The sequence below is a fragment of the Algoriphagus ornithinivorans genome (genome assembly GCF_900115305.1).
Taxonomy (GTDB): Bacteria; Bacteroidota; Bacteroidia; order Cytophagales; family Cyclobacteriaceae; genus Algoriphagus; species Algoriphagus ornithinivorans.
Genome location: NZ_FOVW01000005.1, coordinates 250,226 through 267,629, shown reverse-complemented (window position 1 = coordinate 267,629; position 17,404 = coordinate 250,226). Strand labels below are relative to the sequence as shown.

General features: G+C 39.7%; 16 protein-coding genes. 6 read left to right on the top strand and 10 right to left on the bottom strand.

From position 1 onward, the window contains the following. Positions 1 to 132: 132 nt before the first annotated feature. From BM073_RS09450 to BM073_RS09440, 3 genes are all read left to right on the top strand, one after another. The gene (locus BM073_RS09450; RefSeq protein ID WP_091653536.1) at positions 133 to 1,653 is read left to right on the top strand and encodes a sodium:proton antiporter; all 1,521 of its coding nucleotides are present in this window, start codon (positions 133 to 135) and stop codon (positions 1,651 to 1,653) included. Between the two features lie 290 nt (positions 1,654 to 1,943). After that, the gene (locus BM073_RS09445) at positions 1,944 to 2,426 is read left to right on the top strand and encodes a hypothetical protein (RefSeq protein WP_139217469.1); all 483 of its coding nucleotides are present in this window, start codon (positions 1,944 to 1,946) and stop codon (positions 2,424 to 2,426) included. A gap of 88 nt (positions 2,427 to 2,514) precedes the next feature. Beyond that, positions 2,515 to 3,102: a hypothetical protein gene (locus BM073_RS09440; protein ID WP_091653533.1), complete on the top strand. Its 588-nt coding sequence runs from the start codon at positions 2,515 to 2,517 to the stop codon at positions 3,100 to 3,102. A 10-nt stretch (positions 3,103 to 3,112) separates the two neighbouring features. Here BM073_RS09440 and BM073_RS09435 read toward each other — a convergent pair whose 3' ends face one another. Continuing rightward, entirely contained in the window at positions 3,113 to 3,703 is a 591-nt protein-coding gene (locus BM073_RS09435) for a DNA-3-methyladenine glycosylase I (protein WP_091653531.1), read from the bottom strand. Positions 3,704 to 3,794: 91 nt separating this feature from the next. Between BM073_RS09435 and alr the strand changes: the two genes are divergently transcribed. Then, complete coding sequence (gene alr, locus BM073_RS09430) at positions 3,795 to 4,949, top strand: alanine racemase (protein WP_091653529.1); 1,155 nt, start codon at positions 3,795 to 3,797, stop codon at positions 4,947 to 4,949. Here alr and purU read toward each other — a convergent pair whose 3' ends face one another. The 8 genes from purU to rfbC all read right to left on the bottom strand — a co-directional run bounded on the left by purU (position 4,950) and on the right by rfbC (position 12,131). Continuing rightward, the gene (gene purU / locus BM073_RS09425; RefSeq protein ID WP_091653528.1) at positions 4,950 to 5,804 is read right to left on the bottom strand and encodes a formyltetrahydrofolate deformylase; all 855 of its coding nucleotides are present in this window, start codon (positions 5,802 to 5,804) and stop codon (positions 4,950 to 4,952) included. Then, positions 5,801 to 6,544 carry a shikimate dehydrogenase family protein gene (locus BM073_RS09420; protein ID WP_091653526.1) on the bottom strand — a complete coding sequence of 248 codons (744 nt, stop codon included), beginning with the start codon at positions 6,542 to 6,544 and terminating at the stop codon, positions 5,801 to 5,803. The genes purU and BM073_RS09420 overlap by 4 nt, the downstream gene beginning before the upstream one ends. Further along, positions 6,541 to 7,476, bottom strand: a complete 936-nt coding sequence (locus BM073_RS09415) for a DUF368 domain-containing protein (protein WP_091653524.1) — start codon at positions 7,474 to 7,476, stop codon at positions 6,541 to 6,543. Before BM073_RS09415 ends, BM073_RS09420 begins: the two co-directional genes overlap by 4 nt. A 49-nt stretch (positions 7,477 to 7,525) precedes the next feature. Beyond that, the gene (locus tag BM073_RS09410) at positions 7,526 to 8,296 is read right to left on the bottom strand and encodes a phosphosulfolactate synthase (RefSeq protein WP_091653522.1); all 771 of its coding nucleotides are present in this window, start codon (positions 8,294 to 8,296) and stop codon (positions 7,526 to 7,528) included. Between the two features lie 17 nt (positions 8,297 to 8,313). Next, positions 8,314 to 9,729, bottom strand: a complete 1,416-nt coding sequence (locus BM073_RS09405) for a tetratricopeptide repeat protein (RefSeq protein WP_091653520.1) — start codon at positions 9,727 to 9,729, stop codon at positions 8,314 to 8,316. Positions 9,730 to 9,862: 133 nt separating this feature from the next. Beyond that, positions 9,863 to 10,816 carry an NAD-dependent epimerase/dehydratase family protein gene (locus BM073_RS09400; protein WP_091653519.1) on the bottom strand — a complete coding sequence of 318 codons (954 nt, stop codon included), beginning with the start codon at positions 10,814 to 10,816 and terminating at the stop codon, positions 9,863 to 9,865. A 13-nt stretch (positions 10,817 to 10,829) separates the two neighbouring features. Next, positions 10,830 to 11,576: a tyrosine-protein phosphatase gene (locus tag BM073_RS09395; protein ID WP_091653517.1), complete on the bottom strand. Its 747-nt coding sequence runs from the start codon at positions 11,574 to 11,576 to the stop codon at positions 10,830 to 10,832. Beyond that, on the bottom strand, positions 11,577 to 12,131 hold the full coding sequence (gene rfbC / locus BM073_RS09390) for a dTDP-4-dehydrorhamnose 3,5-epimerase (RefSeq protein WP_091653515.1): 555 nt from the start codon (positions 12,129 to 12,131) through the stop codon (positions 11,577 to 11,579). Positions 12,132 to 12,308: 177 nt separating this feature from the next. Here rfbC and hflX point away from each other — a divergent pair, with 177 nt between their 5' ends. Together hflX and BM073_RS09380 are read left to right on the top strand one after the other, a co-directional pair. Then, complete coding sequence (gene hflX / locus BM073_RS09385; protein ID WP_091653514.1) at positions 12,309 to 13,577, top strand: GTPase HflX; 1,269 nt, start codon at positions 12,309 to 12,311, stop codon at positions 13,575 to 13,577. 125 nt (positions 13,578 to 13,702) lie between these two features. Continuing rightward, positions 13,703 to 14,764, top strand: a complete 1,062-nt coding sequence (locus BM073_RS09380; RefSeq protein WP_091653513.1) for a PAS domain-containing sensor histidine kinase — start codon at positions 13,703 to 13,705, stop codon at positions 14,762 to 14,764. Between the two features lie 160 nt (positions 14,765 to 14,924). Here the strand turns inward: BM073_RS09380 and BM073_RS09375 are convergent, their stop codons facing one another. After that, the gene (locus BM073_RS09375; protein WP_091653511.1) at positions 14,925 to 17,312 is read right to left on the bottom strand and encodes a TonB-dependent receptor; all 2,388 of its coding nucleotides are present in this window, start codon (positions 17,310 to 17,312) and stop codon (positions 14,925 to 14,927) included. Between the last annotated feature and the right edge of the window lie 92 nt (positions 17,313 to 17,404).

The window sequence follows — 17,404 nt, the reverse complement described above, 5'->3', positions numbered from 1 at the left end:
GGGCAGCTTTTTGATGGTTGTGCGGTTTGACGCAAAATCTGTAGTTTAGCAAATCCCTATTACAGACTGTCAAGCAAAAAATATTTGCTTAAATTAACCGAAAAGAACACCCAGCATACCCCTGTTATTCACATGAAGAATTTTATCCTTGGCATCTCCTTACTTTTCGGAATATTATTTTTTCCCGGAATGCAGGCATCCCAGTGCCTGGCTAAGGAGAGCTCTAATGAAACTAGGCTAATTGCACAAGCTGAGCAGGTAGATGCTGATCATGAGGCAGCTAGCGTTCACATAGATGAGGCACACGAAACCGAAGTCCACCATACACCTCCGGGTTGGTTAGTCATTCCTTTTGTGGCTCTTCTTCTGATGATTGCTACGGGGCCATTGTTCTATGAGCATTTCTGGCATAAAAACTATCCCAAAATTGCGGTTGGCTTGGCTGTTCTAGTGGTTTTATACTATCTGTTTGTATTAGAAAATGTACACGGACCGGTTCACGCCTTGGCCGAATATGTTCAATTTATTGCCCTTTTGGCCTCTCTGTACATTGCCTCGGGGGGTATTTTGATTGAAATTGATAAAAAAGCTACACCTCTTGCCAACGTATCTTTGCTGCTGATAGGAGCATTGGTTTCCAATTTGATTGGAACGACTGGGGCTTCCATGCTTTTAATCCGTCCTTTTATTCGATTGAATAAAGGCAACATTCAAGCTTACCATATCATCTTCTTTATTTTTATGGTCAGCAACATCGGTGGGTCTTTGACACCTATTGGTGACCCTCCATTATTCCTAGGCTTTTTGAAAGGTGTTCCATTCTTCTGGACTTTAGAAAACAACTGGGACAATTGGTTATTTGCTCTACTGATTTTAGCAGCCGCATTCTATTTTGTCGATCGCAAATTCGGAAGAGCAAATGATGACAGTGAAATGGAAGAGGTAACCTATACCAATAAATTCTCCATGATTGGATTGAAGAATTTTGGATGGTTATTCATTGTGATTTGTTCTGTCTTCCTCGACCCAAACGTACTGGATTGGGTTCCTGCTATCCACTATGATGGACAAAAATTCTCTTTTCTCAGAGAAATTATCATGCTTTCTGTAGCCTTCCTTTCCTATCGATTTGCAGATCAACGAGCGATTAAAGGCAATGAATTCAACTTCGAACCAATCCGGGAAGTTGCGTTTATTTTCATTGGTATTTTCGGAACCATGATGCCTGCTTTGGAATTAGTAGGTGATTTTGCGAAATCTCCTGAAGGAGCTGAATTAATCACCCATAATACCTTGTATTGGGGAACAGGTATTTTATCAGGCTTTTTGGATAATGCTCCAACATACTTGAATTTCTTGGCAGCAGCGATGGCTTCAGAGGGAGCTTCGATCAACAATATTCAGGAAGTGAGGCAGTTTGCAGCAAATGGCTACCCTGATTCATCTTTCCAGCTAATGGCTATTGCCATCGCCTCTGTATTTTTTGGAGCTATGACATACATTGGTAATGGACCTAACTTCATGGTGAAGTCAATCGCTGAACAAAGCGGGATCAAAATGCCTTCCTTCTTTGGCTACATCATCCGCTTCTCCTTGCCTATCTTATTACCTATCCTGTTTTTGGTATGGTTGGTATTCTTTGCCTTTGCCTAAAAGCAAATCCATTTTCCAAAATATCATGGGATTAAGAGGGATTCCTTTTTCACTTATGAAGTGAGCTTCTCTAGCTGATATTTGATTCGTAATTTTGTTAAAATTTTTTAGTTTATATAGAGTAAATCCTTGTCTCTATACTAAAAACTAGTAACTTAGATTCATCTGAAAATGAATGAATTACGATAGTTATGAAAGCTGGCAGAAATTTTTCCCTGATTCTTTTTCTTTTCCTGTTGGTTTCCTGCAATGCCGAGGAAGACTTCCTGCCCAAAGGAAGCCAACTTCTCTTGAATCCCAATTTATCGCTTTACCAAGGTTCAGTTCTTCCGTGGAATTCTTCAAATATTCGAGAACAATTTGAAATTGGAACAGATAGTGAAGTTTTTTATTCAGGAAACAGATCTCTCTTTATTGTAAACATCGATAGTACTGAATTTGCATCAGCAAGTTGGAATCAAACCTACACTGGTCCTATGCCTAAGGAGGGAAGTACGATAGAACTATTGGCCTTTATAAAAGGTGAAAACATCAAAAGCCTTAGGGCGGATAATAATATATTTATTTCCTTAATCGTTCGTTCTGGCAAGGGTGAAATTATCAAATCAAATAGTGTAATTAATCAACTTGAAGGTGATTTTGACTGGTATTTGCTTAAGGTTACTTTAGATAATTTTCCTGCCGATGCAAATAGCATAGGAGCTAGCGTTGGCTTAAATAGTCGAGTTTTAGGAAAAGCCTACTTTGATGAAATAAATTTATTTGTTAGATAAAATCTCTGTTGAATTTTTAAATAGCCTTAACTCTTCCAGAAATACTAGTAAATTAAATGCACCTGAAAATGAATGAATTGCGATAGTTATGAAAGCTGGAAGAAATTTTTCCCTGATTCTTTTTCTTTTCCTGTTGGTTTCCTGCAATGCCGAGGAAGACTTCCTGCCCAAAGGAAGCCAACTTCTATTGAATCCCAATTTATCCCTGTATCCAGATAATGTTTCGCCTTGGACACCATTGACCTCCAATACAGTTCAGTATGGAGTGAGCCGGGAAGTTTTCTTGACTGGAAACCGATCTCTTTTTATCGAAAATAAAGAAAGATCAACTGCCCATGCTGCAACTTGGATTCAGACTTATACAGGACCCATGCCTGCTCCCGGGAGCACAGTTGAGCTTTTAGCTTTTGTAAAGGGAGAAAATGTAAGGGATTTAACTTTAGGAGGAAGAGTGCACATTGGAATACAGATTTTTCCCAGAATAGCATTTGATCAAAGCAAAAGTGCTTCCGCCACAAATGAAGAGCTTTTTCAAGGTGATTTTGATTGGTTTTTATTAAAAGCCACCTTGGAAAATTTTCCAAAAGATGCAGAAAAAATTCAGGTTGGTTTATTTGTACCCGACTTAACTTTAGGGAAAGTATATTTTGATGAGATTAATCTAATTGTAAGGTAAAAGCCTAAGCTTAAGACCCTTGCAGTTTTTTCACTTCACTATGCCGAAAACAATCGACCAAATGATCATTCACTAAGCCAGTTGCCTGCATGTGAGCGTAGATTGTTGTGGAACCCAAAAATTTAAAGCCTCTTTTCTTTAGATCCTTAGCCAATCGGTCGGATTCAGCTGAAGTAGCAGGAGCATCTTTCATACTTTGAAGCTTGTTTTGAATAGGTTTTCCTCCTACGAAAGACCAGATATAATCTGAAAAAGAACCGAACTCTTTCTGTACCTCCATAAAGCGTTGAGCATTATTGATAGCTGCTTTAATTTTGAGCTTATTTCGAATAATTCCCTGATCATGAAGCAATTCTTCTACATAGGAATCGGGAAAGTCAGCGACCACTTTGTAATCAAAATCGGCAAAAGCATTTCTATATCCCTCCCGCTTTTTCAGGATCGTTGCCCAGCTCAATCCTGCTTGGGCAGACTCCAAAACCAGGAATTCAAAATGAATCTTATCATCATAAACAGGAACTCCCCATTCTTCGTCATGGTAGCTAACATACTGATCAAATCCCAAACACCAAGGGCAGCGAATTTTCGATTGAGTATCCATTTGTAAAAGCTTTAGGAATAAATGTAGGGAAAATTGGGAATTGGAATCAAGCTGACTTAATTTTTGGCCCGGTTCAAAAAAACCAAGAATTATGATTGCTACCTCCTTTTTGGAAATCAGCGCAAAAGCCTATAGACAAAACATCAAATACATTCGCTCAGAGATAGGGGAAAAGCCTACTATTTCTGCAGTGGTGAAAGGAAATGCCTATGGGCATGGAATTGAGCAAATGGTTGGAATAGCAGAAAAAGCAGGTATCAGGCATTTCAGTGCTTTTAGCTCGGACGAGGCTTGGCTTGTTAAAAAGCATTCTACCAAAAATTCTGAGATTATGATTTTAGGGATGTTGTATGAGGAAGAAATGGAAGACCTGATCCGAGCTGGGATCAATTTTTATGTTTTTGATTTTTACAGGCTGGAAAAGGCAATCTCTATTTCAAAAAGAATCAAAATTCCTGCAAAGATCCATATTGAAGTTGAGACAGGATTTCACAGAACAGGGTTTGACTGGGAGGATAAAGAAAAGTTGGTTCAGGTGTTGAAAGAAGCCAAAGAACATGTGATTTTAGAAGGACTTTGCACTCATTATGCAGGGGCTGAAAGTGTGAGCAATTTTGTTAGGGTGAAAAATCAGATTTCAGTCTATTACGAGTTTAAAAACTATCTCTCAGAAAACTATCTCTTTTTCAACAGGTACCATACTGCCTGCTCTGCAGCCACTTTAATTTTTCCGGAAACCATCATGGACATGGTGAGAATCGGCATTGCCGGTTACGGTTTTTGGCCAACCAAAGAGACTTATTTTGCCAAGTTGAAAGATCTTCCAAGCAATAATAAAAACCCATTGAAAAGACTGATTACCTGGAAGAGCTCTGTCATGAGCCTGAAAAAGGTAGAAATGGGAGAGTTTGTAGGGTATGGCAATAGTTTCATGGCCCTTCATGACATGCAATTGGCCATTGTACCTGTCGGGTATGGCCATGGATACAGTAGGTTACTTTCCAACTCAGGACAAGTCCTAATAGGCGGGCAATTCTGTCAAGTGGTGGGAACTGTTACCATGAATGCCATCGCAGTGGATATTACTAAGGTATCGGGAGTTCAAACAGGGGATGAAGTGGTAATGATTGGAAAGCAGGGGAAAAAAGAAATTACTGTTGCTTCCTTTTCGGAGTCTACCCAGCAGGTGAATTATGAATTGCTAACAAGACTTCCCAAAGATATTCCCAGAAAGGTAATTCCCTAATCAATAAAAGATCACTGTCTTATTTTTTACAACAAGGACCTTCCTTTCCAAATGATATTTAATGGCCTTGGAGAGAACTACTTTTTCCACGTCTTGGCCAATTTGTACCAATTCAGAAATCGTATTATGGTGGCGGACGCGTGCAACTTCCTGTTCTATAATCGGTCCTGCATCCAATTCTTCGGTCACATAATGAGCAGTGGCCCCAATGATTTTTACGCCTCTTTCGTATGCTGCGTGATACGGTTTTGCTCCAATAAAAGCAGGTAAAAAAGAATGATGGATATTGATGATTCTATTGGGAAATCTTTCAATCAACTTCCCTGACAAAATCTGCATGTACCGAGCCAACACAATAAAATCTACCTGATTTTCCTCTAAGAGCTCTAGTTGCTTGGCCTCTGCTTCCTCTTTGTTGGAGTTGTTGACAGGAATATGCTCATACTTAATCCCAAAGGACTCTACTACCAGTCTCAGATCGGGATGATTGGAAACTACCAAAGGGATATCCATTTCCAACTGACCCGCATGATGCCTGCCCAAAATATCAAAAAGGCAATGTGAGAGCTTACTCACAAAAAGAGCCATTCTTGGTTTGGGAAAATTAAAATGAAGCCTAAAGTCCATCCCAAATTTTCCAGCGACCTCTTCTTCAAACTTTTGCTTGATTGATTCCTTGGAAATGGAAAAGCTTTCAAGTTCCCAGGCTGCTCTCATAAAGAACATCCCCAGCTCTTCATCCACATGCTGATCTACTTCTAAAATATTCCCCTCATATCGAAACAAAAATTGGGAAACAGCTGCTACTATTCCTTTTTGATCTTTGTATTGAATAATGAGGATAGCCTTTTTCATGGTTTCTCATTCCATATTTTCCAGGCTGCCTCTGCTTGAAGCTCTAACATTTCCAATCCATTTTTGGCCTTTCCACCTTTGGAAAGACAAGCTTTCATGAGAGTAGTTTCTGAAGGATTATAAACCAAATCAAAAACCCAGTGCTCAGAAGTCAATTGAGACAAAGGAATAGGAGGAAATCCTTCTGTTTTGGGATAAGTGCCTAAGGGAGTACAATTGATCAACAGATGATGATCAGCCATGTAAGATGGGTTAACTTCTAAATCCTGATAGCTAATTTGTTGATCTGCTGGATTTCTGGATACAGATAGGAAATCAATTTCCAAATCTTTGAGGGCTTGCTTGATTGCCTTAGAAGCTCCACCAGTTCCCAAAACCAAAGCTTTGGGTCTTTTTGGCCCCAACCATTTTTCCAAAGAACCTTTAAAGCCAAAGTAATCCGTATTGTATCCAGTCAGTTTGCCTGGCTCAATTTTAATACAATTGACTGCACCGATTTTCTCACAGGCAGGGTCAAGAGCATCCATCCAAGGGATTACTTGCTGCTTGTACGGGATGGTCACTGACATCCCTTCCAATTCGGGGTTTTCCTTTAAAACTTTGGAAAAGTCAGTAATCTCAGGAATATCATATAGGTCAAAGTGACAGTCGGTGATTTGTTCTTTTTCAAATTTTTCTGTGAAGTACTTCTTCGAAAAAGAATGACCCAATGGATATCCGATCAAACCAAATTTTCTCATGATTTCTTGAGATAAGCGGCCAACAAATCAATTCCCAAAACCAGTACTATCCCCCCAACAAATCCAAAAATTGCCCAAGTCAAGTTAGGTTCAGATCCTACTTGAGCCATATACTCTGAAGGCAGAATATTTTCAGTCAAAAAGGGCTTTTCTTCACCGGAAGAGGAAATTCTATACTGAGTAACCACTTTCCAAGGCCATAATTTATTAATAGAGCCCACCATAAAACCTGAGAGCAAACCGATTGTAGTGGAATAGAATTTTCGAAGGAGCCAAGAAACAACTCTACTGAATGAAAGAATCCCCACAATACATCCTGAGGCAAAAAGTCCCAATTTGAGAATGTCTTTTTCTGAAACTGCCGCCAGCACTGTTTCATACTTTCCTAGAATCAATAAAATAAAACTACCGCTAATTCCCGGGAGGATCATAGCACAGATAGCAATGGCACCTGCGACAAAAGTAAACCAAAGCGCATCGGGAGAGGTGGTCGGAGGAAGGCCTGTTACCCACCACGCCAAAGCTGTTCCTACCAAGAGAGAAATTATCACTCCCAACTGCCAGCGTTTGATTTCTTTCAAAATAATGAAAGCACTAATCAGGATCAATCCACAGAAAAATGACCAAAGCGGGATGGGATGTTCATCCATTAGCCAAGTTATCAATTTGGAAAGTGTGAAAATTGAAGTCATGATACCCAGCAAAAGACTGAGTAAGAAGCTACCATTTACAGATTTGTAAAATCCTTTCAACTCAAATTTGAGCAGAAGTTTCAGGTTATCCCCTGTAAAGGCATTGATACTGTCCAGCAAACGCTGATAAATACCTGTGATCAAAGCTATGGAACCACCTGAAACACCAGGAACAATATCCGCGGCGCCCATGGCCATTCCTTTCAAATAAGTCAGCAGGTAAATTTTGAGCTTTTTCATTTGATAAAAATAAAGGCTGAAAGATTCACTCGATCAGCCTATTAGATTTTTAAAGTTTGATTTCTCCTAAAAAGTGATCGAATGTATCACCTCTTAATCCCAGTCGTATTGTTTCCAAGGGAATTACTTCGGAGGGGGAAATATTTCCCAAATTGACATTCGCTCCCAGTAATTTGATAAACCAAACCTGCTGAGATTTGATAGGTGCTTCCCAAAGGATTTTTTCTTCAGGGATTTTTGTCAAAATTTCTTCGACCAAACCTTGTCTTACTTCCCCGGAGTCACGGAATAATCCCACATTTCCTCCTTCTCTTGCTTCTCCGATTACCTTCCACGCACCTGCATCGAGTTCAGTTTGCATCTGTTCAATCCACTTGTATGGAGGGATGATTTTAGCGGCATCTTTAGACCCGACTTCTGAAAGTACGGTTACCTGCTTTGCCAAAGTGGATATATACTCACACTTTTTATCATGATTTAGAGATATCGATCCGTCGGAAACTTCAGCAAACTCTAAATTATATTTATCTAATACTTTTCTATAGTCTTCAAACTGTCCTCTTACGATAAAAGCTTCAAATAAAGTTCCTCCAAAATAAACGGGAATCCCAGCTTCTTTATAAACCGCCAGCTTTTCACTCAATTGTTTGGTCACATATGATGTGGCCCAACCTAGCTTAACAATGTCAACAAAATCAGAACAGCTATCTACAAAGTCTTCTGTTTCCCTAAGGCTAAGTCCTTTGTCCATAGCCATAGTAAATCCCGTGGTACGCGGCTTTTCAGTACGTACAGGGATATTCTTTAGCACATAATTCATTTACTTGATTTTAAGGTTTAAGGCAAGAGTTTATCGTCCCGGTATTGCGCAATCAGCTTGTAGATGGCTTTTTGCTGCTTCAACTCAGGCATCAAATCGTACAAAACCGTATGCCGATCAAAGTCCAAAGTTAAAGCATTTTCCAAATATGAAAACGCTTCTTTGTAATTGCCTAATTTGATCTGGTAAACTACCATGCGATAATAGAGCTCCGCTTCCTCGGGCAACTCCTCGATTCCTTCGCTGATTACGTCTACAGCCTCCTCAAATCTATTTTGGTCGTAGTAAATCACAGAGAGGTTCACATAGGTCTCCATGATTCCCGGTTCTAGGTTGATAGCCTCCTCATAAGCCTCCGAACTGGCCTGGAGATTTCCAAGGTTAAATTCAGCGTCGGCCAGACCAACCCAATAATTCGCATTTTCCTTACTGAGATTGAGGGCTTTTTTGAAATAGTGGATAGCCTCAAAGAACTTCTCCTTCTTAAGCATGCACATTCCCAATCCAAACCAAGCATCATCATATTCCTCATCCAGCTTTGCTGACTTTTTGAAATATTTAAAAGCCTCATCGATTTTGCCCAGCTTCTCGTATGCAGCGCCCATATAGCAACAGTTCTCTGCATTCGCTCCTTCGCAATTGATGGTATTTTGATACGCTTCCAGAGCCAATTCATATTGATTGGTATTCATCAGCGCATTTCCCAAATTGAAATAAGCTGAAGCGAAACTATCGTCTATCAAAATGGCATAATCATAGGCTTTGATGGCATCTTCAAACCTTCCCAAGCGATTATAAACTACGCCCAAATTATACCAAGCCCCTGCACTATAGGGATCCTGGTCTATAAATTCTTGGTAAAACTGAAGGATTTCATCGAATGAGCCCTCTTCTTCCGTAATCATAGCAAGCTGAAAAAGAGCATCTTCGTGGTTGATACGGATTTTTACAGCCTCTTTAAAATAATGGCTAGCCTGCTTATTATCACCTTTGGCTCGAAATAGATTTCCCAGAGAATAATAAACCTCTGCCTTGTCCTCTGCCATGGGTAAATATTTCTCCAATAAGTCTACGCCCTCTTGAGGATTCCCAGCCAAAATATGTGCATTGGCCAAAGCAAGGACGATTTCCTCATTATTAGGTGAAATATTATTGATATTTTCCAGGATGCTCAGGCCCTCTTCCAGCTCATCGTTGAAGATCAGGCATTGAGCTTTGAGCAATTTGATTTCCACAGAAAAGGGGAATTTTTCCAAGGCAAACTCAGAAGCCCTTAATGCTTTCAGAAATTTTTGCTGATCAAAATAGAAGCGGATAATATCCTCCAGTTCTTCTTCATCGAAAAACATATCGAGGTTGGATTTCAGGGAATTTTCAAAGCGCTCCACGAGCTTTTTATCTTCTTCCCAATCGTGATCGTGATCTCCGGTCATTCGAATGTGTTAAGGTTTACTTAAGATACCAAATAAAACGGTCTCTCAAAACGCTGAAATGTTAATTTTTTTCAAGTGATTAAAAGGCCTTCCCAGCGCAAGAAAGGGATAACGAAGCCTTTCCGAAATTAGTTTACTTTGCCCAGGAAAAGGTGTCTTCCAAAGATTTGAATTCAAAGTCTAAAAGTTGGACTGCTTTACTGCCATCAAATGTAATTTTTTGGGAAGCAATTTTCGCAGTTTTCTTATTTAAGGGATTTTCAGTAAGTCCCAATTTTCTTCCTATTCCTGTAAAAAATACGGCTAGATTTAAGATTAGGCCTTTGGCTGGTTTGGTTGGGGCTGATTTTTGAAAAACCGTAGCCATCTTTTCAAAAAAGTCCCGGAAAGGAATGCTTGCTGCATTGAGGATAAAACGCTCTCCCCATGCTTCCTTTTGAATCAATTTCCGGATCATCTCTGCAGCATCCCGAATGTCCAAGTAATTGATGTTTCCAGTAGGATAAAAAGAATTTCCCTTCAAAATAAATTGATAAACAGATGCGCTGGATCGCTCATCCTCCACCTTGGGCAAAAGAACAGATGGATTTACTACCATCACATCCAGTCCTTCCTGAGCTCCTCTCCAAGCTTCCAGTTCACCCCAATATTTCGAAACTGCATATTCTGTGTTCAGCGGTGACTCTGTCCACTTGAAATTTTCGTCAATTATTTTTGCTTCAATACTTCTGCCGATCGCAGCTACTGAGGATACATGAACCAACTTTTTCACCCCTGTATTCAGCAGGGCATTAATCAAGTTTGCTGTACCCTCCACATTGACATGATATAAGCGATCAGTATCCGCAGGGTTAAATGAAACCAAGCCGGCGCAATGCACCACAAGATCTATTTCCTGTAAGGCTGATTCCAAGGCATCCATATCTGCCAAACTTCCCTCATGCCAATGAATTGGAAAATCTAAGCCTTGGATCAATTTATCTGAAGATTGCTTTCTTCTGAGCCCATGAATTTCACCCAAAGCACGAAGTTCTTTAGCTAAATAGCTTCCCAGCAAACCTGTGATTCCGGTAATAAGAATTTTCATGCTTTTTTTAAGATCAAAGACTGGTATTTAACCATTCCGAATGACGGATTTTTTCAAAAGTTTTGGACTTGGGAAGTGTTTCCAACATATCCAGATAACGAGAATTATGGCAGTCTGTTCCAAAAAATCGAACATTTGCCTTTTCTAAAAGTGTCTCTGCAAAATCCTTGACTTGCTTGGAGTAGAATCCTGTCAAAGAAAGCAGGTTAATCTGGAAGATAATATTTCTGTCAATGAGATCCTGTAGTAAATCTTTATCCGCAACTAAGTACTGATAGCGCTCAGGATGGGCAAAAACCGGTTTATATCCAGCCATTTCCAAGTGGAAAAAAATCTCCAGCAACATCTGAGGTCGATTGATAAAGCCAGTTTCGACTAGGATATAGCTATCTCCGAAAGTTAAAAGCTCTTCCCCGGCTTTCACTTTTTCCAAGAAAATCTCATCCATATAGTACTCCGCAGCCGCATCAATTTCTATCTCAATGCCCTCATTTTTTACAGCCTTACGTAGATCTTCCAGCCCCATCTTAATAATTTCAGGAGTATTTCGGTAATACTCGGACATGATATGAGGGGTGGTGATAATCTTTCTAAGCCCATATTGGGATAACCTGCGTACCAAATCCAGGGATTCCTCCATAGATTTAGATCCATCATCTATTCCGGGTATGAGATGAGAGTGCATGTCTGCCTGCAACCAGCTAAGGTCCAGGTCTTCTATGACTTCAGGTTTACGTTTAAACAGGTCTAAAATGCCCATTTAGAATCCTCCTCCACTTGATTTTATAAATTCAGCCAATGTTGGCCACTTCTGATCTTTTTCTGAGATTATAGGGTCTGTCACTTTCCAATCAATGCCTAGCTCGGGATCATTCCATAAAATTCCGCCTTCGCTGGCTTGGTGATAATAATTGGAACATTTATACAGGAAAAGTGCATCTTCCAAGACCGAAAATCCGTGTGCAAATCCTTTCGGAATATACAGTAAATTCTGCTTGGATGCATCCAAAACCACAGATAATGATCGCCCAAAGGTAGCTGAATCTTTCCGAAGGTCCACTACTACATCCAAAACCTTCCCCTGCACAACACGCACGAGCTTTGCCTGCGCAAATGGATCTCTTTGAAAATGTAGTCCACGGACAGTTCCTTTTTGGGAAAAGGACTGATTATCCTGAACCCAGTTTTCTTCCAAACCATTGGCAGTGAACCAATCCTTTCGGAATGATTCAAAAAAATAGCCCCTAGAATCTTGAAACAATTTAGGTTGTATTTCAAAAACACCGGAAATGAAGGTTTCCGTTATCTGAGCCATGGGAGTTTAATTTTATTTGAAAGCAAAATAAGTAGTCCCCCCAAGACTATCCTAATCATTATTGAGGAAATATGACGAACTTTGTGTCTTGGAAGGTGATTTTCAGAGGGATATTTCCAAATAATTGAAACTTATCCACTCGATCTCTCCTTTTGTATTGAGAATCAAAAATCCTTTATGAGTAAATTTTCCCGAAAACTTCAAAAATTATACGATACCGCTCCCAAGCAGGAAACCGCAGTTTTGGTGACTGTTGTGAGACAAAATGAATCTGATCAACTGATTGATGAGCATTTAGATGAGTTGGCTTTTTTGACCGAAACGCTGGGTGTAAAGGCTGTTTTTCGCTTTACCCAGAAAATGGAAAAGCCAGACATCAAAACTTTTGTGGGGAAAGGAAAACTGGAGGAAATTCAATCCTATGTGGAGCACTTTGCAGTAGACATGGTCATTTTCGATGACGATCTTTCTCCTTCTCAAATGAAAAATCTGGAAAACGAGCTGAAAGTGAAAGTGTATGATCGATCTCTGCTGATTTTAGATATTTTCTTACAAAGAGCCCAAACGGCACAGGCCAAAACCCAAGTAGAATTGGCCAGATTTCAATATCTACTTCCAAGATTAACCCGCATGTGGACTCACTTGGAACGTCAGAGAGGTGGTACATCCACGAGGGGTGGTGCCGGTGAAAAGGAAATCGAAACAGATAAGCGGGATATCCGAAATAAAATCACCTTGCTGAGACAGAAGCTAAAAGAAATAGAGAAGCAAGGTGTCACCCAACGCAAGGGGCGTAAGGGAATTGTCCGAGTTGCACTGGTAGGTTATACCAATGTAGGCAAATCCACTTTGATGAACTTGGTTACCAAAACCGATATTTTAGCTGAAAACAAATTATTTGCGACGGTAGACTCTACGGTTAGAAAGGTCGTGTTGGAAAACATCCCTTTCCTGCTTTCCGACACCGTAGGATTTATTAGAAAACTACCTACACACTTGATAGAATCATTCAAATCTACACTGGATGAAATTCGTGAAGCAGATCTTTTGGTACATGTGGTTGATATTTCGCATCCAAGCTTTGAAGATCATATTGCAGTAGTAACCCAAACTCTCAGAGAAATCAATGCAGGAGATAAGCCTGTCCTATTGGTCTTCAATAAAATTGACCTGGTGGAAACTATGCCTTCTGAAGAGAAAATCATGGAAATGACTGAAATCGAGCTTCAGGAATCCGACTTTAAGGATTTTGACGCACTTTCAGAAGCCTATGAAAAAAAGACTGGAATCCAACCTGTTTTTATGGCAGCCGGAAGTGGAAAAAACATAGAAGAGTTCAGAGAAAGGTTAGTATCCGAAGTCAAGAAACAACATCTGAAAATTTATCCACATTATTTGGAAGATCAAGTAGTCATCTGGAACAGTGAAGAAAATAGCTCGGATTAATCTCCGAGCTATTTTCTTATCAGACAATTTGAGGGCTTTAAATTCTTCCTATTCACTTAATAAAATTCCTTTTAGTCTTTAGTTATTTTTCATATATATTTTCAAAAAGAGGCAAAACCCAGCCCATGACTACAGAAGATTATCCCTTTGAATTATTTTTCGATTTAGTTCCTGACCTACTGTGCATTGCAGGTTTTGATGGTTATTTTAAAAGAATAAACCCAGCGGTTTCCAAAGTATTAGAATATAGTCAAGAGGAACTCTACTCTCGGCCTATTAATGATTTTATACATCCTGAAGATGTGTCAATGACCAATCAGAGGAGATCTCAACTTTTTGAATCACAGCCTTTGCTAAACTTCGAAAACCGATACATTACCAAAAGTGGAAAAATCATATGGCTTTATTGGACTGCCTGGCCTAACACCGAAAAAAAACTGGTTTTTGCGATTGCTAAAGAAATTACTGAAAAGAAAAGATTGGAAGAAAGGAAGGACGAATTACTGTCAGACCTTTCTCACAAAAATGAAGAACTCAAAAGTCTTACATACATAACAGCTCATGATTTGAGGTCTCCAGTTTCGAGTATATTGTCAGTTTTCCAGTTACTGAATTTGGAAAAAATAAAAGACGAAGAAAGCGTAGAGTTGATCAAGCTTATTCAGAGATCAACCTTGGGACTTAAAGAAAACCTCAATAAATATTTGAATAAACTTTCTGAAAAGGACAGCAACAATAACAAAAAGGAGCTGGTCAACTTATCAGAAATTCTTCAGGAAACACTGATTACACTGAACCCTACCCTGAAATCAGTCAATGCCCAAATCAAGCATGATTTTTCCCAAGCAGGTGAAGTTTATTTTAACAGACTTCATTTAGAAAGTATTTTCCTGAATTTGATAGGAAACTCTATTAAATATAGAAAAACAGATGTTGCACCACAGGTTTGCATATGGACAGAAATTGTTGCTGAAAGAATATTTCTCTATATCAAAGACAATGGGCAAGGAATGAATATGGAAAAAGTAAAGGATAAGATATTCAAAATGAATCAAACCTTTCACGGGCACTCAGAGGCCAAAGGCATTGGGCTTTATTTAGTAAACAGCCATCTTCAAAATGCAGGCGGAAGCATTGAAGTGAAAAGTGAGGAAGGGGTCGGAACTACTTTTAAGGTAATTTTTTAAGAATTTAAATAAAAAAGAGGCTGTCTTAGAAGTAGCCCTATTGTCAGCCTGAGCGGAGTCGAAGGCCATTTTTATCGTTGTGGCCTACATTTCGACTTCTCTCTATGTGACAAATTTCACTTTTTAGACAGCCTCTTAATCAAATTTTCTATTAGTCATTTTAGAACTTCATACTCACTCCAAGCAAGAAATTCGTGCCTGCCTGAGGATAATAGAAGTTTTCTGTAATCAATTCTCTGCCACTATTCCCCGGAACGAAATAGCTAAAGGTGTAGCCATTAGGCTCGTACAACTCATTGAAAATATTATTGATCAATAAGTTTACCTCTAAACTCTTAAAGAATCGGGGCTGTGCGGTATAGCTGATTCGAAGATCATTGGTGAAAAATGCATCCAATGTCCGGTTCTCATTGGAGGTATTATCCAGGTATTGCTGCCCTACATATTTACTCAACCAGTTTAGAGAAAGGTTCTTGGTAGGATGATATTCGATAATAGCCGAACCCACTACATTGGGAGAAAATGCTATATCCGTGTTGGTATAAGTATTCTCCACTTGCTGAAAATCCTCCACGCTGTAGTCGTCTATGTATTCCGTGAATTCAGCAATCTTATTTTGACTGAAGGCTATGTTTCCTCCCAAAGTCCATTTTTTAGATACTTGATATGCACCGTCCAATTCTATCCCTGCCCTGTAGGATGAAGCAACATTCTCTCTTATATAGGCACCAACATTATTGATTTGACCAGTCAAAATCAATTGATCTTTGTAATCCATGTAATAGAAGTTGGCATTATAGGTAAAGTTGCCTGCTCTTGACCGCACGCCTGCCTCGATGTTATTGAGTCTTTCAGGTCTTGGCACTTCCGTAATCGGATTGTCCGTAAAATCAGCTCTTGTTGGTTCACGGTTGGCTACAGCATAGCTAGCATACCAAGTCTGATTTCCTTTTTCGTACGAGAAACCAAACTTTGGATTGAAGAAGGTATAATCTTCCTGACCGTCCACAATTCTCAAATCGTCATTGACTCCGAAGAAGGTATAATTAATCCCACGAACTTGAAGATCTCCAAATAGATTTAAGCCTGGCTTCAATTCATAATTTGCCTTGGCATAGATATTTCTATCGTCTTTAACAGCGTTATTATCGTAATATCGATCTCGGATATCAGTATCTCCAGCAATTCTGGCCCATATGATTTCTCCAAAATGGTCGCCATCGTAGCGATTGGCGCCACCTCCTAAAATCACATCCCATTTTCCATCGTCGGACACATAATTAACAGATCCTACGAACCCAAAGAAATCATTGTCCAACCATCTTCTTCTGATGATATCTGTTCTAGTAATGGTATCTCCACCAATAATGACATTGGGCAAGGCATATCTGGAAAAGCGGTCATTTTCGCGAAACTGCTCATAATAGCCGCGGCCATAGGTATAATGTAAAGCCAGATTAGTTTTCCAATTGGACCCAATTTTTCCCGTATAAATCAACTGATAATGATCCTGCTGGTAATTATCTGTTTCATTATCATAGGTGTAGAAATTATTGGTGCGGTCAGTCTCCAATAGAGCCTCCGGTAAACCATACCAAGACTGATAAGTCTGCTCTTTTCCGGAGAAAACATTCAATTTGACTACATGATTTTCTCCGTAGTAGCCTCCAGAAAGGAAGTAAGATCCCAAATCAGAAAAAGCTCTATCCACATAGCCGTCGGTCGTGATTTTGGATAATCTAGCATCTACGGCAAATCGATTATTCAATAAACCTGTTCCAGCTTTGACTGTATGTCTCCAGGTGTTGAAGCTGCCAAAACCATTATCAACCTGAGCATAGGCCTCTTCTTGTCGAGTATCTGTTTGGAAATTCAAACTTGCTCCGAAAGTAGCAGCTCCATTGGTCGAAGTCCCGACTCCCCGTTGAATTTGCACATTATCTACCGAACTGGCAAAATCCGGCATATTGACCCAGAATACTCCATGTGACTCAGCATCATTGAGAGGGATTCCATTCACAGTAACGTTGATTCTTGTCTGGTCTGTACCCCGAATTCGGAGGCCAGTATATCCTATACCAGCACCGGCATCCGAATGTGTAACCACAGAAGGAGTGAAGTTCAAAAGAATTGGAATATCCTGACCCAAGTTCCTTTTGGCAAGCTCTTCCTTGTCTATGGTTTTGAAAGTAGTTGGCGTGTTTTCTGATGCCCGAGTGGCAGATACTATAAATTCTTCACTCAGAAAATCTTTGCCGGAAAGTCTAATCTCCAAATTTCCAGAATAGGGTAAGGTTACACTCTGACGAAAAGTCTCATATCCTAAATAAGATACCCGAAGATCAACTTCACCCGTAGGAAGCTTTGAAATGGTGAAATTTCCTTCTCCATCAGTAATAGCTCCTCTTCCTGTTTTTTCGGTCCATACAGATGCTCCTACCAGAGGCTCGCTACTTTTTGCGTCCAGTACTTTTCCGCTCAAACTTTGTTGAGCCCAAGCCGAAATGGTCAGCGTAAATGCCATCCAGCTCATCAATAATTTTTTCATTTGTTTAAATCCCTTCCGGGTCATTGAGTGAAACATGGGATGACTTAGGGGAAGTCAGCCGTATTTGTTTACCCGTTTTGCAATAGTAAAAT